Origin of the sequence: Paraferrimonas sp. SM1919 (assembly GCF_010993985.1) — a bacterium.
Taxonomy (GTDB): Bacteria; Pseudomonadota; Gammaproteobacteria; order Enterobacterales; family Shewanellaceae; genus SM1919.
Window position 1 is genome coordinate 156,609 of the sequence record NZ_WINH01000004.1, and the last position, 21,538, is coordinate 178,146.

Consider the following 21,538-nt stretch of genomic DNA (forward strand, 5'->3'; position numbering starts at 1 on the left):
AGTTACCCAGTAACAGACAGTTAGCAGCAACTTACCCCATGCAGGTTAGCATGAGCATTTTCAGCTTTCGTTCAGCAAGGCATGTTGATAGGCTAAATCCAGAATAAATAGAGTAGTACTAAAAATGAAAAAGCACTCTTCCGAAAAACTGTCCTCAATTGAGCAGTATCTATATATAAACGATTTCGCATTATGCCTGCTGTGGTTGAAGAAAAACCGTGACAGCGTTGATAACTTATCTATCAAAGAGTTTGGCTATGTTAAGCACTCCCTCTTAGATGAGGTCGCTGATACTATTCTGCCGGGCTATCAGCCAAGTGCTAACAGAATATCAGAGTCAAAATTGACTATGATTTTGACCGTTCTTAATGAATTACTTGCCAGCGGCGAATCATCGTACAGTGATTTATTCGAGTATTTATGCTCGATGGTATTACGTGATGATAGAAGCTTTATCGGCGGGCTAAACTTCTATCAACCCCTCACACAGCTATGTGTTGACTTGTTAAACATCGATGAAGGCACAGTTTATTTGCCTTTTAATCACAGCTACATTTTTTCACAGGCGTTACCTGCACAAGTTGAAGCTGTTTATGAAGAAGAAAATCTAGATATTCAACTATTAGCGCACTGTCAAAGCCTGCTATTAGAACAGCCATTCTCTTTAAAACAAGTTGATCCCATTTATGGGCAGGATTACGCATCTGATAGTAAAGTGAAAACCTATGATTATTGTTTAACCGTACCTAAATTTGATATAAGGAACCGAGAAGAAGTTTCTCATAAGGCTGGTGACTTCCCTGTTGGCACACGGCAGGCATTTGCTGAAGTTTGTCACGCAATAAATCACAGCAAAGGCAAAACTATTGCTCTTTTACCAGCTCATGAACTATTCAGAAAGGAAGCCGATTCGTTTCGAAAGCAACTAATAGAAGATAATCTATTAGAAGGGGTTATTAAGTTGCCCATAAAGCTAGCCAGTAGTAGGGGAAGAAACCTGTTACTGATTTTCAATAATATTAAAGAAACAAGTCAAGTTGTCTTTATGGATGCAAATAATGAAAACTTCGTCGCGAATGGATTAGCTTCTAAGGGGATTTATTCAAGAGCGCACCAAAAGTTAGATGCTTCGGCAATTCTTGAAGAATTCAGTACAGGCAATTCTGACTTTAGTACAGTTTGTGATAACGAAATATTGTTAGCCAATAATGCCATTTTGGATCCGGCTTATTATTTAACAATTACTACGTCTGAACATCAGCAAAAAATGCTGGAACATGAAGCATATTTGCAGCAACATAATGCGGTTGCACTAGAAGAGTATTTTGAAGTGATATCACCAACGACGCCATTAAAAAACGTTGAAAGTGACGACGCTATTACTGCAACAAGTTACAGCTTACAAAAAGATGCTGACAGGATAGGTTGCTTAACAGGTGAGGGCCGTAAGCTAAAAATAAGGCCCCCCCGTAACGAAAGAGCGTTGAATTATCAACTTAGACAAAATGACATCTTAATTCAGCGCTTAGGTCCAAGAGAAAGCCATGGCTACGGTAAAGCTGCTCTAGTGCATGAAGCGGTAGCAACAAACAGCTTTTGTAATCATGCCTACATCCTTAGATTAAAAGAGGGTTTGGATACTAAGAATATTCCTGCATTTATGATGTATTTCCAATCTAAGTACTGGGCTAATGAACTCGATAAGTTGCATATAGGCGGCATAACACCAGTATTGCCAGCTAATGCAGTAAAGTATCTAAAGGTGCCTTCCTATAGCCCTGCAATACTTGAGCACTTGCAGCAGGCGTGGCAACTAAAGCTAGAAATCAATAGCAACATTGAGTCGTTAATTACTGATTTAGAAAATATTGGCTTATAGTTTCCAAATAGTTTAAGTGTACTCATGCGGGGTACACTTAAATTAGACCCACCTTCATCTTCCGTTCTGAATAATAAGTGTTCAATTGAGCTTTCAATTTGACAAGACACCGTGTTACTACTTCTCTAACAGTATTTATAAACATAGCGATTTAATAACTTCAATTTAAATAAGTACTTACAAATACAGCTAAGTTACTCGTATTTTTTATGACCTATGTAAACCTCTAATGCTCGGTTAAACATTGCACATTAATAGCTTATTTTGGTGTTTATTAGTAAGCCGGATATGGTCAACTTGATAAAATTTTACTTTTCTACTTTTAATAAAACACTTAGCTTGAAACCTACCTATATAACCCTCTGTATTAGTAGTAACAGGAAATGAGTGACTTAAAAGATTTAATCAATGAAATCATAGCAATTAACCACGCCTGGAAATTATCAAAAGATAGGTTTGGTGATGCTTTTCCTGCCACAAAGTCCTTAAGGGACAGCAAGTCTTTAATGCAAGCACACTTATTGCGGGACTTCCCTAACGACAGTTTTTTAAAAGTGGCTACCGATAACAATGAACATGCGGATGAGCTTTTTAGCGTGCGCTTAAAAACACCGATAAAAATAGGCAATCTAACCAGAAGTGATGCTGAGCATTTGCCTGTGCGTATAGCGAAAGAAATCTTTTTACAACATGAACTTGAAAAATTTTTAACCCGATAAGTAGTATTATGAATTTTATAACTTCAATTATTGCCGACCCAATAACGTTTACCTTTTTAATAATTTTGTTCGCTATTTTCAGTATCTTGACAGTAAAAGATTATTTGTCGAGAAAAGCTTTAGAAAAAAACACAACAAACCTAATCGAACTGCTTAAACAAAAAGAGCCGCTAGCAGTACAAAACTATAGTGATGGTTCAATTAAAAGCTGGGTATTTGATAGCCTTAACTTGCGTAATAGCAGGCCAGTGATCCGTGATAATAAGTGGCTTACCAATAAGCCACTTCAACAACTTACGTTAACCTATGATTTCAATCGTTATAAGCTAGGGCCGGCGCTACTGACCAGCTTTGGTGTTACAGGAACATTTCTTGGCATTACCCTCGGCTTGAAAGATTTTGATACCGCGGGCAATTCTCAAGCACTGATTGACTCAGCTAATTTATTGCTTGTCGGCATGAAAACTGCCTTTGTCACTTCCCTTGTAGGCATTGCACTATCTGCTGTTTTTATGTTGCTAAACAAGCTTAACGCCAGCCAAGTTATAAAGGCGCAAAATAAACTGCAAGCATGTATTTATGACAACTGTATTGAAGAAACAGCCGTTCATTATTTGCGCCACATAGCATCACAAGATAATCAGGCAGAAGTAGAGCAACAGCAACAGTTTACAAGTGCGATTACTTCACTATCAGATAAGCTGGGCAGCGTCACTGAACATTTTGAAACCATGGCGGAATCTTTTAATGGCGACAAACTTGTGTCTGGAATTGCAGCTGCATTTGATAAGGGGTTAGAAGAGAAGTTAAGCCCTGCATTAACCAGTATTGCTGAAGAAATTAAAACCTTAAAAGAGGTCAAAGAGCAAAACCAACAAGAGTTAGCTCAGCTTTTAGTGACTCAAATTAAAGAGCAAATTGTAGAACCGTTAACTACGAAAATGGAAGAAACCACTAAGGCGGTTGCTAATAGTAATGAAGCCACGACTCGCTTGAATGAAAACGTAGAAGAAATTATTAAAGCTACCGCTGAAACCACGCAAACAATTGCAAAATTCCAAGACAATACCCTAGAAAAATTAAAAGATTTTGCAGAATCCCTATCTAAAACTTTAGCAAGCTTTAAAGACGATACTAAAGGGGCGATGGCTGAGATGTCAGGCGAAGTAAAAGCAATGCTGCAAACAGCCACGGAAGGCATGGAAGAGCAACGCCAAGCTTTTGAACAAAGTGCACAAACGGCTTCACAGGCATTTACTAATATCTCGGGGAAAATGGAGGAAAGCCTAGATAAACGTACGAAAGCAGAAAAAGAACTACTAGAAAGTGTAGCAACACGCATTGGTACTCTTTTAGAAGAGTCTAAAAAAATCTTTGAAGGTCAATCAACAGCTATTAAAGCGGTTGGTAAAGAAGCTGCAGAATTAATGGGCACAGCCAAAACTGAGCTTCAACAAGGTTTAGGTGATATTGATACCAAAGTAGTCAATATGTCACAAACAGTACAGAAAGAACTAGAAGCATTTAGGATTCAATACCAGCAAAAGCTATCTGAATACTTTGAAAAACAGAATGAAATATTAGAGCAAAGCCTCAGTAACCAGAAAGATGGTTTAAATGAGGTCGTAAATAACTTTAAACAAGTTTTCAAAGATGAATATAAAACACGCTTAAAGCTACTTAAAGACTTAACTGAGCAATATAGCAAACTGCAACAATCAGCAGATGCCATAACTCGTTTAGCGGAAGCAGTCGGTCTTAACAGCGCGGCTAAAATGAAAGAGCTGCAAGCAGTGTCGGAATCATTAAGTAAACAAGTATCATATTTGCAGAAGGAATATAAGGCAGCTTCTGGCGAGTTTAAAACATTGACGCAACAATTGCCTGCGGAAATGGATAAATATTTCACTAGGGCGAATAAATCAGTTGAAAAGTTTTTTAATGTATTTGATAAAGAAGCTGCTGCAATTCATAAGCAGCTGCATGAAGCAGCGCAATTCTTAGTGATGGCCGAAACCACAAGACAGCAACTTTCTGAAACTAAAGCAAGCTAACTATGAATTTAAACAGTCAAACTCAGAAATTAACCCCCGAGCAAGATGATGGCGGCATATGGCTTTCTATTGGTGATTTAATGTCAGTATTGCTGATGATATTTGCATTGCTTTTTATTAGTGCCTTGGTGCAAATCACTGAATTTGAAGAATCAAAAGAAAGCACCAGAATTATTATCATTAAAGGCATTAATGATGCCCTGCAGCATGCCGGCATTGAAGTTCAGGCCGATACTGATAGTGGTGATATTTCAATTTTAGATTTAATTTTGTTCGATCAAAACCAGTATCAGTTAAAACCCTCTGGCAAGGCCTTCTTAAAGAAGTTCATCCCAATCTATGCCGATGTGATTTTTCAGAACGAGGAGACAGCCAACGAAGTTGCCCGTATTGTGATTGAAGGTCATTCAAGCTCGGAAGGGTATTTCACACGGAACATGGAACTCAGTGTACTGCGGGCGAATAGCGTGGCCACTTATATACGCTGGATGGCCTTTGAGCATAAGAATGATTTTTTCAATAAAATCATTGTGTCAGGCCGAGGACCAATAGAGGCGGATCAAAACAGTGTTGACTCTGCCGACAGAAAAGTGAAGTTTAAGTTTCAGTTTAAAGACGAAAGCTTTTTAGGCAATTTTAACGAGGTAACACCGAATGTTCGCTGAACCTGTTATACCTAAAAAAAACAGTTTAATAAAAGTAAAAGCTAGTGATACAGCCCTGCAAATACAAGTCACTGGTGTGCTACCGAGCAACCCACCTAAAACCTTAGAAAAAATACTTGAACTGCTAAAGCGCGGAGAGGGTGATCGCATAGCAGTGATGGAGTGGTTATGGTCCATTGAAGATAATTCACAATGGGAAATGCTGCCGTTTGAAGATAACTTTGATGCAATCATTCTCTACTGGCAAGCCATATTGCATTATGGGCATATCGCTAAAATGGCATTTTTCAAATTGGCTCTTGTATTTGATGGTAACCCTAATGAATTAGGTGCAGATTTTTTAAAGGGTTACGATACTGCATCACCGTTTTTACAATCCAGCAATACCTACAAAGATAAAGTTGAGTGGTTAGAGGCGATTAAAGCATGCCAAACCAATAGTGATGGCATTTTAACTATGGCGAAACAGTGTGCTGCGCACTTACAAACACCGCAAGCCAGAATAACCCACTTAACCTTGCCTAGTGTAAATACTTATTTAGAAAGGGTATATAAAGCTGTACCGGACTTTGCCACGGACAGCAATAGTTCTATCAACTGGTTTTATGATTGTTTTAAAACCCTCAAAGTAACGCAAGACAAAGTCGATTTTATTGAGTTGGCCCTCCAGCAATCATATAGTAAGGCCAGCTGTCTGCCATTTATGGCTATCATAAAATCACATTGCCACCCTGATGCAACAAATAGCCTCTGGTTATATTTTTCGACCGAGGCGCAGGCGAAAATAACCAAGTTATTGCAATTAACAGATTTCTATTACCTAAAAAGTCTTTCTAAGGCATTAACCACAGAGCAGGCTGCAACTGAGCTAGGTTTAAGTGAAACCGAGCAAAATAATATTCGAAGTCGCACCGCTTTTTGGTCGAATTATAGGGCACAGTTTGTAAGGTTTAAGGCAATTTTACCAATTAACACTTATGACTTCCTGCGAAGCGAATCCAAAGTGTTAATGAAGCACGCCATAAAGACAGCTCGAGCTGACGATAAAACAGAAGCTTTAATTTTTTCAACTGAGACGCTAATAGTTGTAGAGTTTTTAAGGAAAGGTAATAGTGAAGTAAGGCTTTTCAAAAAAAATAATTGGATAGAACAGCAGCTATTCGATAAAGCAAAGTCGTTAGATTATATTTATGAACTATTTCAAGATGAAGCTCATGACCACATTACATTATGGCAATACTATCTAGAAAAAATGCTAAGGCAACGTTTTGGCTTAGCAGCAGATAATAATGTAACTTCATTCACAGGTATCCCAAAAGCATTCTCTAATTATAGCCATAAGGATGGTTTGACAGTTAAGCCTAATGAAGAGCTACTAATTAAACGAAAAGTCGAGCTAGAAAGTTGGGCTGAAAAGTTTTGGAAATGGGAGTTAAACCTAAATAAATATAAGTGCAGTAAGGTAAGTGGTGCTGTTCGAGTCAGTAACTTAAAACATGATATGCATAAAGCAATGGTTGCCAAACATCTTGGCAATGACAATGAATATCAACATCACCTAAAAAAAGCTGCCGATGCCAAGCACCCAGAAGCACTATTTCAGCTTGCATGTGAAGAACGAAAAAGCTGTAATGATGTTTTTAGAGAAGTACAGGCGGAAAAATTAATATTTGATCTCGCAGGGCAAGGGTTTGTTAAAGCACAGAAATACAAAAAAGAGAATAAATTAGAATTTCAACCACATAATGAAAGCCCACGTCATTGGATGGTAGCTTTAGATAATTTTTTAGAAAAATCAATGGTGCGTCAATCAGATTTTATTATCGATCTAATTACTAATGGGAAAGGTGTTTATATAACATCAGCCATGCAAAAAAAACTAGTGGAGTTATACAACACTACGCAGCAAGAAAACACCAAAAAGCTTTTAAGTACAGTTATTGGTGATGAGTACTTACCAGATAACGGTGCATATAAAAATGAGGTGAAATGGTTAGAAGCGCTGGAGAATTTTCAACAGCTATTACCAAATCATCAAAGGGCACTATTATCTAAGCTTTATAATGATGGCAATTCCATACAGCGAAGAAAAATACGTGTAAAATTGACTACGTTACAACCTAAAGTAAATGAAACTGTGAGTGGCTATATTGCATCCATGCTGCGTGAAACGCGAGAAGCGATAACTAGCGATGAAAAAAATCAACAAGAACTAGATGACCAGCTACAAGCAGCTTTAGATGCTTTCAACTAATCACACTTGTTGAAGCACTGCCAAAGATGCTATTTTACTAAAAAATAACAAGGACGTTATTCATTAATGAAACACATATTACTCGCCGTGGTGGGCGCAAGCCCACAGGTGGTGACAGAAACCTTATACGGCATTATTCAAAGCGGTAAGCCTTTTCCTAAGGAAGTGCATTTAATTACCACCCAAAGCTGTGTGGAAGCATTGGTAAAGGGGCTGATTACTGATGGCCAGCTAGCTAAACTATGTGCTGAATACGACCAGCCATTGCCGCAATTTAGCGAAGACAACATTCATTTAATTACCGATGATAAAGGTCAGCTGTTAACCGATGGTAAGTCGGAAGCCTGCCAAACCCATATTGCCGATTACCTAAACCGTACCGTAGCGAAATTCACCAGTGACAATGATACGGCCATTCATGCCAGTATAGCTGGTGGCCGTAAAACCATGGCGTTCTACATGGGCCTTGCCATGAGTATGTTTGCTCGCCAGCAAGATGTATTAAGCCATGTGCTTATTAACAATGAGTTTGAATTTGTGCCAGACTTTTGGTTTCCCACCAAAGGCGATAATTTTATTGAAGCCCCACGAAAGGGTAGGCTGAACACTAAAGATGCGGAAGTCACCTTAGCGGAAATCCCATTTGTGCGAATGCGCAAAAGCCTAGATAAGCAGGTCATAAAAAGGGTACAAGATGCCAGTTTTAGTCAAGCGGTGCAAACCTTAAACACACTGGTATCAAGTAAGCTAACGGTAAACATAAACCCTGAAACTAAAACCCTCACCATATCTGGACAAAGTATTAAGCTCAGCCCTAAAGAGTTAGCGTTTTATTTGTGGTTACTTGATATAGTAAAGCACAATGACGAGCTTAGGGTTGAAATGGATGAACGTGACCAATACAAGTTTGATAAAACCGCAACCCATGCCGTGGGATTTTTAAAGGTGTACCAAACCATTGCGGCCGATCCTAGGGTATATCAAACATTTGGTACGGAATTAGGCACAGGTTATGAAGCCAAAACCCAGCCAATGACCAAAGAATTTGTGCAGCAGCAACGCTCAAACATAAATCGTAAGCTTACAAAACTACTACCCGCAGAAATTGCTGATAAAGTGAAGATACATTCACGCAACAACAAAAAGCAGGGATACACCAGTTACCGCATTAACATCATGGATTGCCATTTCACTATTGGGGAATAAATATCATGTCACAGTCGAATTTTGAGTTTTTGAAAAGCGTCGATAAAACGATGCATAACACTTTACTTAGTGCTGAAAATTACGTTCACTCTGATCCTAATACCGCTATGTATAAAATTCGTCAATTTGGTGAGTTTTGTGCTAAGCAACTGGCAGTCCAGCTAAATATTGAAATACCTGAAAATCAATTAAGCCTAATTAATGCTTTGCAAAAGAGTAAGGCAATACCAGCAGATCTTGTGAAAGCCTTAACCCATATTAGAAAATGTGGAAATAGCGCTGTCCATGAAGGCGCTGATAGCGCCAAACAGGCATTACAGCTGTTGCATATCAGCCATCACTTAGCTTTCTGGTTTTATAAACTCGATACTAAACAGTTCGACCTATTAAAACCTGATTTTATTACCCCTTCTATTCAAGCTCAGAATGTGCTGCAATTAGAACTTGATAGTTTGAAAAGGGAGTTAAAAAAAGCCAACACCCTAAGTGCTAACAGTAAAGAAGCGGTAGCAGCGAAAGAAAGAAAAGTAGTCGATCTACAAGGCTATATTTCTATATTGGAAAGTAACCAATCAGAAACTGAACAGCAGTATAAAGCACGAATAAAATCATTAGAGCTACAAATTGAAACCCAGCAGTTAGAGCTCAACCAACTCAGTATTACTGCACAGAAATCTGAAGTGGTTCAATTCGAGTCAAAACTGACTAAAAATAAGTTTGAGCTTTCAGAGCAAGAGACACGCTTTTTGATTGACGCCCAGTTAGCACAGGCTGGTTGGTTAGTCGATTCTGAGTTACTGCATTATGCCAAAGGTACTCGACCCCAAATAGGTAAAAATATGGCCATTGCAGAATGGCGCGTTGGCACTACTCAACATAAAGCGGATTACGTGCTATTTATGGGGTTGCAACCCGTAGCAGTAGTCGAGGCAAAAAAGAAATCTATCAGTGTTAGAGACGCATTACCCCAAGCCCAAAACTATGCGCAAGGCTTCGATTTTGCATTTTATAAAGACCAACTTAGTGCAAGCGAAAGCCCTAATGCTGTGGCCGAGCCTAAGTTAGAATACAACGCAGAATCAAAATTTGATCCTATACACTTTGTATATTCTGCAAATGGCCGTGAGTACCTTCATCAGGTAAAAACGCAGTCTGGTATCTGGTTTTCAAATACCGATGGAGATAATGAACAGGTATTAAGTGGTTTCCACTCACCAGAAGATATAGAAGCCAAAATAGCACTGCATCAATCTAAAGACCGTGCAAAAGCTTGGCTAAAACTACAGTCAAAAAAAGAACTCGACCTTTTTACCCCTTCAGAGGCTGCGGTAATTGCCTGTGAGCACCAGCTAGTAGAAAAAAATAACACCAAGCAACTTATCGCTATGGCAACTGGTACGGGTAAAACTCGTGTCGCTGGTGCGATTATGTATCGACTGCTGACATCGGGCATGTGTAAAAACGTACTCTTTTTAGTGGATAGGCGATCCCTTGGTAAACAAGCATCTGATGCCTTTGCCGATTACAAAATTAAAGACATACCGTTATCGGATCATTATGGGCTTTACCCACTTGGGGAAAAGCCCGCGGATAAAAGCCAGTCTTGGATTCAAGTGGCAACCGTACAGTCGTTATCCTTAATGCTACAAAGCAATAATAACCCACTCACCGTAGGCATGTACGACTGCATTATTGTTGATGAAGCGCACCGTGGTTATAACGAAGATGCCGAACAAACCGAGGCCGAAATGCTGTTCCGCAACCAAGCGGAATACCAATCCAAATATCGTCAGGTGCTTGATTACTTTGATGCAATTAAAATTGGCTTAACCGCAACTCCAGCTACCAACACCGTAAAAATATTTGGTAAGCCAATCTATAACTATACCTTCAAGCAAGCGGTACTCGACGGCCGTCTAGTAGATCAAGAGCCACCCATTATAATTGAAACTGAGCTTTCACAAGAGGGTATCAAATTTGATGAAGGCGCAACCGTTGAGCAATTGGTTGAAGGGGAAATTGTAGAAGGAGTATTACCTGAAGAGTTAAAGATTGATGTTTCAGGCTTTAATCGTAAAGTCCTGGTGCCAGAATTTAACCGCGCGGTATGTAATGCATTACCAGAATATATAGACCCAACCAACAAAGAAAAAACATTAGTTTTCTGTGTAAACGATATTCACGCAGAAGAAGTGCTGGAAATGTTAAGGGAAACATACAAAGAAAAACTAGGTAACGAAACAGAAAAAGCCATTATTAAAATTACCGGCCAAAGCGAAGGTGGTAACCCTAAAAGGATTGAGCAGTTGATTTCCCGCTATAGGAAAGAGCGCCTGCCTTCAATCGTGGTTACTGTAGACCTATTAACTACAGGTATCGATGTCAGGCCTATACGTAACTTAGTATTTTTACGCCAAGTAAAAAGCCGTATTCTGTATGAACAAATGAAAGGGCGAGCTACTCGAACCTGTTCAGACTATGATAAACAGTCATTCCGTATTTTTGATGCAGTTAATTTGATCGAAACCATTGAACGTTTAGATGCCTCTAAATTAATGAAACCAGTGGTCACCCGGCCAACCATTTCAAATGAAGATCTACTAAAAGAAATGGCAAGCCCAGACACAAACAGCCAAATTGTGGCTGACGATGGTACTACTTTTGCTCAGCAATCGTTAGAAGCATTATCATTAAAACTTAGCCGCGTTTTTAACAAAGCTGCTAAGCAAAAAGACGATAAACCTAAAGTTGCCGAGCAATTAAAACAACTAGATGATTTAACCAAGCAGCATATTCCTGAGCTTAACTCCATAGTCGAGTTGCCGAAATATATGTTGGCACAAGGGCCAATGGCAGCAGCACAATTATTGCAAAGTAACCCTTGGATCTTAACCAGAGAACCCACGTTAAAGGAGGCCGTTAACTTTGGTGAGCAAGCCCCTTATTTATATGAAGGCGAAGCAGGTAAAACAACCATCACGCAAAATTGGCGTGGCTATAATGCACCGGAAGACTATTTAATCGCATTTAGGGACTTTATTCAGAACAATCAGAACAAAATTTCAGCACTTAATGTTGTGGTTAATCGACCGCGCGATTTAACTAAAAAAGATCTAGTACAATTACTTACAGAGTTGGAAAACCACCGTTTTGATGAGCAAACACTCATTCAAGCCCGTAAAGTGGTTAAACAAGAAGATGTTGCTGCGAGGATCATCGGCTTAATTAGGCGAGCCGCTATTGGTAGCCCATTAACGCCCTTTGAAGAACGACTGCAAACTGCCAGCGAAACGATTATTAAAAAGCATAATCTGACTACTGAACAGACGAAGTGGTTAAATCGAATCGTTAACCAAATGCGTGACGATTTAGTATTAAATGAAGACTCATTTAAGGTTGGTAATTTACGCCGCAAAGGCGGAAAGCAACAAGCAAATCTTGACCTAAATGGCAAGCTCGATGAAATATTAAAAGATCTTGTTGCAGCCACATGGCCTGAACAAGCATAAACAATTACCCGCTGGTTCATTAATTACGAAAGCCAGCCAAATTCTAAGACATAGCAAAGGGTATGTCTGCATTAGGAAAAACAATGAATACCAATGAAATCGTCAGTAAGTTATGGAACCTATGTAACGTACTAAGGGATGATGGCATCTCCTACCAAGACTACGTAACCGAGCTTGCCTCTCTTTTATTTATTAAAATGTGTGACGAATTAGAAGATAAGCAATCACTACTACCACAAGGAATGCGCTGGCCAGACTTGAAAGCCAAAAACGGCATTGAGCAACTTAATTTTTACCGTCGCATGCTGGTGGAATTAGGCGAAGATGAACACCGCATGGTACGTGCTATTTTTGCTAATGTTAACACCCATATTACTAAGCCTAAACACCTAGAAGAGCTTATCACCGGCATGGATAAGCTAAATTGGTATGGTTCAAACCGTGAAGACTTCGGCGATATGTACGAAGGCCTGTTAGAAAAAAACGCCGGCGAGACCAAATCAGGTGCGGGACAATACTTTACCCCAAGACCTTTAATCGACTGCATGACATTGCTATTACAGCCTCAAGCAGGTGAAGTTATTCAAGATCCGGCTTCAGGTACGGCAGGTTTCCTAATATCTGCAGATCGCTTTATTAAACATCAAACCGACGATTTAGAAGATCTACCAACCAACGCTCAAGAGTTCCAGCAACGCCGTGCTTTTAACGGTATCGAGTTAGTACCAGGGACAAGACGCCTTGCATTGATGAACTGCCTACTGCACGACATCGAGGGCCCTATCGACAGTGAAGGCCCTATTAAGCTGGGTAACACCCTAAGCAGTGATGGTGAAGACTTAGCGCCAGCCAATGTTATTTTAACCAACCCACCATTTGGCAGTGCCCGTGGGGCAGGGGTAAGCCGTGAATTTGTGCATAGTACCCAAAACAAACAGCTCGCCTTTATGCAGCATATTTATACTAACCTAAAGCCTGGTGGCCGTGCTGCCGTGGTGATTCCAGATAACGTATTGTTTGAAGGCAATGTGGGCACCAGTATTCGTCAAGACTTAATGGATAAATGTAATCTGCACACCATTTTACGTTTACCTACGGGCATTTTTTATGCCCAAGGGGTCAAAACCAATGTGCTGTTTTTCCAAAAGGGCACCCCCGACAATCCAAATCAAGATATCGATTGTACCAAGGAAACTTGGGTGTTCGACATGCGCACCAATATGCAAAGCTTTGGTAAAACCAGACCATTAACTGCTAAGCATTTTGATGCCTTTATCAGCGCCTATGGCGAAGATGCCAATGGTCAGTCACTTCGCAGTGAAGGTGTGTTTGAAACCCTAGGGGCGCAGTTTATAGACAGCGACAACTTTGCCGAGCAACTTCAAGCTGCAATTACTGCAGCCAAAGAAAAAGTCCAAAGTGACAGTGCTGACAGCGATAACTCTGAAAGCTTTGATGAAGCCGCCTTTATCAAAGAGTATCAAAGCAACCACGCCCGCTTTAAAAAGTTCAGCCGTGACTACATTCGTGAACAAAAAGGCGACAGCCTAGATATTTCATGGTTAAAAGACTTAGAGGCGGTAAGTAGCGAAAACCTACCCGAGCCAGAAGTACTGGCGGGCGAAGCCATGGCTGAGCTTACTGAAGCCATGTCAGAGATTTACCAACTAATGCAGTCCCTAGGGGCAGACGATGAAGCCGAAGGTCAAAAGCAACTGTTAGAAGCGGCCTTTGGCTTAACCGAGGCGAAACAGCCGGAGGCACAGTAATGAGTGCATTGCCGAAGGGGTGGGAAATTACTCTCCTAAATCAAGTCGTTGATAAAATTGTCGGAGGTGGCACGCCGAGTAAGTCGATACCCTCATATTATGAAGGTAGTATTCCATGGATGACAGTTAAAGATATGAACAAGTCTTTTCTTACTGACACCATTGATCACATTACTCAATCAGCAGTCGATAATAGTAGCACTAATATTATCCCTGCTGGGACACCTATTATTGCAACTCGTATGAGTCTGGGGAAGATTGTTAGGGCTAGCTTTGATTCTGCGATAAACCAAGATTTGAAAGCTCTATTTGTAAATAATGAGATGAATGCTCATTATTTCGAGTACTGGTATCGCTCTCAGGGAATGAATATAGAGTCACTAGGTACTGGTACTACAGTTAAAGGTGTGAGACTTGAAGTAATAAACGGACTACAGTTTCCACTTGCCCCACTCGCCGAACAACAACGCATTGTGGCAAAACTGGATGAGGTGTTGGCGCAGGTGGACAGCATAAAAGCACGCCTAGACAGCATCCCCGCCATCCTAAAACGCTTCCGCCAATCCGTCCTCGCCTCTGCGGTATCAGGAAAGTTAACGGAAGACTGGCGTAAACAGAATCTCACTCATTCAGGTGCATCAGTTATTGAAACTGACGCAAGTAGGAAAGAAGAGATGCTTACTGAATTTCCAGAGCTTAAGAACAAAAAGTCCACGCTCCAAAGCGATATTGAACAAGGCTACCTTTTTGATATACCAGCATCTTGGTGCTTTTCTTCTTGGGGGAAAATATCTGAGTGGATTACTTATGGCTTTACAAGGCCTATGCCGAAATCAGAAAGTGGGATAAAGTTGCTTACAGCAAAGGATGTTAGTTATTTTTGTGCCAATACTGATTTAGCTGGTTATACAACTATTGAAGCTTTTGAAAGTTTATCAGATAAAGATAGACCGAAAAATGGCGACCTTTTGATTACCAAAGATGGGACAATAGGTAGAGCCGCAATCGTTAGAACAACGGAAAAATTTTGTATTAATCAAAGTGTTGCAGTCTGTTGGTTACGTTCTACTATCATGAATAGGTCCTATTTGGAATACGTTGCCAACAGCCCTTATTCACAGGCTTTTGTAAAAGATAAAGCATCTGGTGTCGCTGTACAACATTTATCAATTATCGACTTTGCTCAATGCCCAGTTCCTGTTCCTCCACTAGAGGAACAAAAAGAAATCGTTCGCTTAGTCGACCAATATTTCGCCTTCGCCGATACCATTGAAACGCAGTTAGATAAAGCCCGTGCACGGGTGGATAACTTAACCCAAAGTATTTTGGCTAAGGCATTCCGTGGTGAATTGGTGCCTCAGGACCCCAATGACGAACCTGCTGACCAGTTACTGGAACGCATTAAAGCCGCCAAAGCAGAAGCGGACAAATTGGCCAAAGCCGCAAAAAAAGCAGAGGCTGCCAAAAAACGTGCCGCCAAAGCAAAATAATAACAATATACAGCGCCAGCAACCGCTGGCATTTGTAAGGGAATACTGATGAAGTTACAAAGTTTAAGCGACATTTTTGAACGCCGTATATTAAGAATACCTGATTACCAAAGGGGCTATGCTTGGCTTCAACACCAGCTAGAAGATTTTTGGGAAGATATTGTTCACCTTAATATTGAGCGCGTTCACTACACCGGTGTCATCACTTTAGAGCCTGTACCTAAATCGCAGTGGTCAAGATGGGATAACGATGAGTGGCTTATTGAAGGGGTTGGCTTTAAACCGTACTACGTGGTTGATGGTCAGCAACGCTTAACAACGTCTATGGTGTTAATGCAGGCCATACTTGAAACGGTAGATGGTCAGGCCGAGCTTAACTATCAGTCGGTTGATACTATTCGGAAGCAGTATATTTTACATCGCTCTGATGGTGGGCTGCGTGAAAGCTTTATTTTTGGTTATGAAAAAGATAACCCAAGTGACGAGTACTTAAAAACTCAAATATTTGGTGTGCATTCCCATAGTAATCAACATCAAGAAACCCTTTATACCCAGAACCTATTAAGGGCGAAAAGCTATTTTAAAGAAAAGTTAAGTCAGCTTGATAACGATGAAATTGCACTGATTTATAAAAAACTGACACAAAAGTTCAAGTTCAACTTGTATGAAATTGATGATGAAATCGATGTTTTTGTGACTTTTGAAACCATGAATAATCGTGGTAAGCCATTGACGAGTTTAGAGCTTTTGAAAAACAGGTTGATTTATTTATCGACGTTATTTAAAGAGCAAGAAGGCCACGAATTACTGCGCACTAAAATTAATAATGCGTGGAAAACCATATATGAATACCTAGGTAAAAACCCTGAACAACCATTAAGTGACCAACTATTCTTGCGTAACCACTGGACCATGTACTTTAAGTATTCTCGTCGCAAAGGGGATGATTATATTAAGTACTTACTTGATGAAAAGTTTACCGCACGTAACGTGACTCATCCTAAAACTGAAGACGAGAGGCTGACGGTACAAGAGGTAAATGACTATGTAACCAGTTTGCAAAAATCTATTCGTCCTTGGTTTTATATGCATAACCCATATTTCCCAATGCCTGAATATCAAGATGAGCGCAATAAGCTGCTACTAGACAGGTTACACCGTTTAAGTTTTAGAGCGTTTAAACCCTTGCTAATGGCTGCATTTGTATCTGAACAAGATACTGGGCAAATTAATAAGTTGCTTACTATGGCTGAGCGCTATAACTTCACGTTGTTTACATTAAGCCAGCGACGCTCTAATACGGGGGATACAGAGTTTTTCGGCATGGCTAGGCAGTTGTTGGTGGGGGACATTAGCATAGATAGCATTATTGTTGAGGCGGACAGTTGGATTGAGAGATATTACGATCCGCATCGCTTTGAACAGCATATCGCTGAGAAATATGAATTGGGTTTAGGCGGCTTTTACAGGTGGGATGGTCTCAGGTACTTTTTGTTCGAGCATGAGCAGTATTTACAAGAGCGTGGAAAACAGTCTGCTTCTAAACTTTGCTGGAATGGACTAACACAAAAGAAAAAAGATCACGTTACTATTGAGCACATCTTCCCACAGACACCAACAGATCCATATTGGGTTGAGCGATTTGGTGAGTTAACCCAGGAACAAACTGAGTTTGTCGCACATTCTTTAGGGAATCTGTTGCCGCTTAGTCGTGCCAAGAACGCAAGTTTGCAAAACGACAGCTTTGACTTAAAGAAAAATAATGGTCAAGGGGTTGGTTTTTATAACGGCTCTGTATCTGAAAATGAAGTCGCGCAATACGGCGAGTGGACCCCAATCGCTATTAAAGAGCGCGGTATGGCACTGCTTGACTTTATGGAAGAGCGTTGGGGTATTACCTTAGGTGATACTGACTTTAAGTTACAGTTATTACATTTAAAGTAACCTTACTTTGTTCAAGTATACGCCAGCAACTGCTGGCGTTTTATTGAGGTTGGTAGAAGGGTTTCGTAAGCTTACGAACATACCTAATGCTAAAGCCATGTAATAAGTTGGTTCGGTCAATTAAGGAGCGAACTATGAAAATACTGACCAACCAAAGCCACGAAGCCCTCTACCCAAGAGAATATAAAATCGTCGCCAACCATACCTGCTATGACTACCCCGAAGCCGCCAACTTTGAATACGGCCCGCAAAACCAAGACCTTAATGCTTATTCAGGTACAGAAGACCAAATTTTTAGTGAAATGTGCGAACACGAAAACTGGCAAGAAGGCTATGACTACTGATGCACGATAACAACAATAATAAAAACGCTATGCCTAAAACAATCAAACTCCCGAACTTACAAGAACAACAACAAACCGCTGCTGCTATTGAAAAACAGCGGGCTCAAATAAGCGACGCAAAACAAACCTTAAGCCATCTCATCAACCAACTTGATGAGTTAGATAAACTGACACTGAGCCAGCATTTTGAGGATACAAATAGCCATGCACAGGCAGAAATCACAAGCCTACAGGTGGGCATTAAAGAGCAGCTGGATAGGGCAAAAGAGTGTATTTTGCTTCTGCTAAAAAGTGAAAATGAATAAATAATTTCAGAAGTAAATCGGCTCGGAATTTTCGTTCCTTGCGGGGCGTGCGCTAAAAAAGTAGCTTAGTTGGGTTAAGCTACAAGGATGAATAAATGATTACTCCAAAACAATTTATAGATGACTTTTTACAGGCAAGAAATATTGAGGCCATTGATGGCCGTGCCTTATATCAATACCGTACAACCCATGCCGAGTTTCAAACTCTACTGCAGGTTGTGACTCAGTTTGAGCCAGTGCAAGGTATTAATAATGCTAATCACCAGCACTGGTGCGCCTGTTTTACCCTGTGGTGTTCAGAGTTTTATCGCCGTAATTACGAAGGTAGCGAGGGTTTTTCTTATGCTGAGTTTTGGGAAGAGTTAGAGTTTCAATTTGATGCCCAGCAACGTGCTGATGCTATACGTATTGGCTTGGTTATCTTTTGGAAAAGGGAGCTGGCCACCCAAGACAACGGCACAGCCTATTTGGCTAGCCTGTTCAGGGAAGGTGGGTTACCGATTAAGCTGGTGGCAGATGGCAATGGCCGTTTTTCTGATGCTTTAAAAATCATTCTTAAGCAGTATTATAAAGTGGCTTTAGGGGCCTTACCTGTTAGTAAGCTGGTTGAGCCAGCGTTAGCCGCTTTGCCACAAGCATTTTCTAATGAAGAATCGTCAAGCTTAATTGCATTGTGTGCAAAGCACCTTTATAGCCTGGCTGAGTCGCTTGAAGAGCATGCTAATAATGCTCACCCTGTTGAGTATTTAAATGAACACTTTCCAACATGGCGTGAAGAATTTCCACTGCTGTTAGATTTTAATGCTGCCGATGATCTGATTCAAAATTGGCTAACTTCTGCGAAACAGGGTGTAAAAGAAACCAAACGAATCAAGGCACGTTTACGTTGTAAGAGTTACTTGCAGCTGCAGCCATTTAAAGTGATTACTGAAGTCACTATGCCAGAAAGCATGCAACTAGATCTATTACAAGCTGATATTTCTGGAAGCCGTGCTTCCATAGCGCTGCAGCAACATGGCAATACATTACACCAGTTCGCCCCAGGCTATTTTAACTTTGTAAATGGTACTAAGTTAAATACCCGTGCCAGTCAAAAGCGCCTTGTACGTCAAGAAGCAAGCAGCCCGTTATATTTGAATTTAAGTGTTGACGGCACTGATATTGACAATATACAACTTGAAAATAGCGCCTTGGACTTTGCCAATGCCCCACAAGTATTTGTAAAAGAAAATGGTGAATATAAGTATATTGGCCAGAATACGGTACTGACTCGCCACCCAGAAGTCTATGTCGTGTTACCTAAGTCGTGCGAGGTTTCTAATGAGCTTGCCCAGATAACAGAAGCACAGGAACTAGATACAGATTTTGGCTTACTTCAATTATTTAAACTGCAAGGTAATATTCGAATTGTAAATGGCGATAACCGCTATCGTATTGCGACTAATCACCAAGGTATGAAAACTGGTTTGTTGATGGTAAAGGGTAAAGAGCTACCTTACCCAACTAAGCCTAGTACGGTGTTTTTAGGTGAGCCTAAAGTGGTTGATCAAGAAGGCACCTCTGCCGCCCAACATGGTTTGAATGTCACCATTAACAGCGTTGATGACTGCAGTTTTGGTTATGGGGTTAACCAGATCAAGGTAACTAATGCCGATGGCGATACCTTGTTAAACCGTAAAATAGCCATTTTACCTGCTGACTTAAGTTTCAAGTTTACCGAAGATAACCATAATTCAATCGTTCATTTTTACTCGCAGCATAACATGATCAGTAAAATGCTGGCTCAAGGCTGTGAAGTAAAACGTAGCAATTTAGAAGGTGGAAAAGCCTTCGCTATGGTACATGAGGGTGCCTTGCCTCCGGCCAATTGTACCTTAAAGTTACAACCTTCTTTAGGTGCTAGCGAAGTAGAGATCGAATTGCCTTACCCCAAAACGGGCCATAGTGTCTATTTAGCGGATGGTGAAGCGTTACCAAAGGTGATAACTTTGAACCGTTTGTTAGGGGCACAATTGAATCTGTTTTCTAGAACAGCTGGGGCAGAATTTGTACTAGAGCTTAGGTTGGATGCAGTTAATAAAGTACGCCAAGAGTATAAATTTAAAGTTGATAAAAAGCCCCTAAAGATTGGCTTAAATAGCTTTAAAGAGGATATTAAGCGTCTGCTTTCGTATTCGGCTAATTTAGATTCGTTTGTTGAACTTGCTATTCACCATAATGCTTCGAGTACCCGCTTAACCCGCGTGAAACGGTATGAATATTATGTCAAGCAACTAGAATGCGGCAGCGCCGCGATATTAGACTCTGCTGCTTTTAATGAGCAGTGGTTAGCTACTGATGAAGCCGTTTACTTTATGCAGCCTAATGTACCAGAGCGTAGCCCTGTAAAGCTTGAGAAAAAGCTGCAGGATGGTATTGCTGTAGACTGCTATGAAATACCAGCTCAGTTTAAAGGGCAGGGCGGGATTGTTTACTCAGCAGAAGACTCTGAGGTTTCATTTAGACCAACCTTTATTCAAGGTGAAACACGAACAGAATTTGAAGGAACTGCGGCATCTTTACAACAGGCGGCATTAACTTATCACCCAAGAACTAACAATGATGTGTTTACTGTTGTACTTGATGCAATGGCGAACGATTTCATGCACCCTAGCTGGGCTTATTTAAAAGATTTATATACAAACTACAATCACCTGCCACTTTCAACGTTTGTTGTATGGAAAGAGATTTCTAAACACAGCGGTGCATTAGCCATGCTAATGTTTAAATTTGAGTTTGATGAAGACTTCATTGAAAGGCTGAATACTGAAATCCCGATTTTATGGGAAGCCAGTAAGCTGTCGTCTTGGCAGGAGGCTTATGCGCTTTATAAAGATAAAATGCATGAATTATTACCAACTGAGACAATGCGTAATGATTTATTAGCTGACATGGCGGCAAAGCTTAAACGCCTTAACAAGCTTCTACCAGAGGCGTTTTTAGCGCAACTGCATGGTGACAAAGTTGAGAAAATCCCACCTCAGATTGCTTTGAATATTTTATATGCACAGGCATATAATTTGTTGGTTAATGATACGAGGGATTATTACTCAGCTAGTGAAAATATGCTTAACCAAAGTGATTTTAAGCAGTATCCAGATATTCACTTTCAACAAGTTCAGCTTTGGAAGCAGATAATAGTTGATTATCCACTTCTGGAAGAAGTATTGAACAAAGTCACAAAAGAGCTAGTACCAGCCTTTTGCTACCCAATCATTTGCGCCATGCATGCAAAAGGGGTACTTGAGGATATTGGCAGAGTCGATATTTATCAGTTCCATGAACTAAAGCTACTTAGCACAGATTGGTTTGAGTCAGCTTACTCTATGTTTTTACACCTTGATTTTAATGAGCTTTAAAG

General features: G+C 40.3%; 13 protein-coding genes. All 13 read left to right on the forward strand.

What is annotated here, in order from left to right; translation table 11 throughout:
* Positions 1-124 precede the first annotated feature (124 nt).
* The 13 genes from GFB48_RS03855 (at position 125) to GFB48_RS03920 (ending at position 21,536) form a co-directional block, all read left to right on the forward strand.
* Positions 125-1,879, forward strand: coding sequence for an N-6 DNA methylase (locus GFB48_RS03855; RefSeq protein ID WP_163931379.1), 1,755 nt, complete (start codon positions 125-127; stop codon positions 1,877-1,879).
* Positions 1,880-2,262: 383 nt separating this feature from the next.
* Positions 2,263-2,598 (forward strand): hypothetical protein, encoded by a 336-nt coding sequence (locus GFB48_RS03860; protein ID WP_163931382.1) that lies wholly within the window; start codon positions 2,263-2,265, stop codon positions 2,596-2,598.
* A gap of 8 nt (positions 2,599-2,606) precedes the next feature.
* Positions 2,607-4,652, forward strand: coding sequence for a chemotaxis protein (locus tag GFB48_RS03865; RefSeq protein ID WP_163931385.1), 2,046 nt, complete (start codon positions 2,607-2,609; stop codon positions 4,650-4,652).
* Positions 4,653-4,654: 2 nt separating this feature from the next.
* Entirely contained in the window at positions 4,655-5,317 is a 663-nt protein-coding gene (locus GFB48_RS03870) for an OmpA family protein (RefSeq protein WP_163931388.1), read from the forward strand.
* Entirely contained in the window at positions 5,307-7,571 is a 2,265-nt protein-coding gene (locus GFB48_RS03875) for an EH signature domain-containing protein (protein ID WP_163931391.1), read from the forward strand. The genes GFB48_RS03870 and GFB48_RS03875 overlap by 11 nt, the downstream gene beginning before the upstream one ends.
* Positions 7,572-7,637: 66 nt before the next feature.
* Positions 7,638-8,777: a CRISPR-associated ring nuclease Csm6 gene (gene csm6 / locus GFB48_RS03880; RefSeq protein ID WP_163931394.1), complete on the forward strand. Its 1,140-nt coding sequence runs from the start codon at positions 7,638-7,640 to the stop codon at positions 8,775-8,777.
* A 5-nt stretch (positions 8,778-8,782) separates the two neighbouring features.
* Positions 8,783-12,286, forward strand: coding sequence for a type I restriction-modification system endonuclease (gene hsdR, locus GFB48_RS03885; RefSeq protein WP_163931397.1), 3,504 nt, complete (start codon positions 8,783-8,785; stop codon positions 12,284-12,286).
* Between the two features lie 83 nt (positions 12,287-12,369).
* Positions 12,370-14,055 (forward strand): N-6 DNA methylase, encoded by a 1,686-nt coding sequence (locus tag GFB48_RS03890; RefSeq protein ID WP_163931399.1) that lies wholly within the window; start codon positions 12,370-12,372, stop codon positions 14,053-14,055.
* The gene (locus GFB48_RS17550) at positions 14,055-15,545 is read left to right on the forward strand and encodes a restriction endonuclease subunit S (protein WP_205597674.1); all 1,491 of its coding nucleotides are present in this window, start codon (positions 14,055-14,057) and stop codon (positions 15,543-15,545) included. Before GFB48_RS03890 ends, GFB48_RS17550 begins: the two co-directional genes overlap by 1 nt.
* Before the next feature lie 48 nt (positions 15,546-15,593).
* Complete coding sequence (locus GFB48_RS03905; RefSeq protein ID WP_163931402.1) at positions 15,594-17,489, forward strand: DUF262 domain-containing protein; 1,896 nt, start codon at positions 15,594-15,596, stop codon at positions 17,487-17,489.
* Between the two features lie 134 nt (positions 17,490-17,623).
* Positions 17,624-17,833: a hypothetical protein gene (locus tag GFB48_RS03910; RefSeq protein WP_163931405.1), complete on the forward strand. Its 210-nt coding sequence runs from the start codon at positions 17,624-17,626 to the stop codon at positions 17,831-17,833.
* Positions 17,833-18,138, forward strand: a complete 306-nt coding sequence (locus tag GFB48_RS03915) for a hypothetical protein (RefSeq protein ID WP_163931408.1) — start codon at positions 17,833-17,835, stop codon at positions 18,136-18,138. Before GFB48_RS03910 ends, GFB48_RS03915 begins: the two co-directional genes overlap by 1 nt.
* Before the next feature lie 95 nt (positions 18,139-18,233).
* On the forward strand, positions 18,234-21,536 hold the full coding sequence (locus tag GFB48_RS03920; protein ID WP_163931411.1) for an STY4851/ECs_5259 family protein: 3,303 nt from the start codon (positions 18,234-18,236) through the stop codon (positions 21,534-21,536).
* The last annotated feature ends 2 nt before the right edge of the window (positions 21,537-21,538 follow it).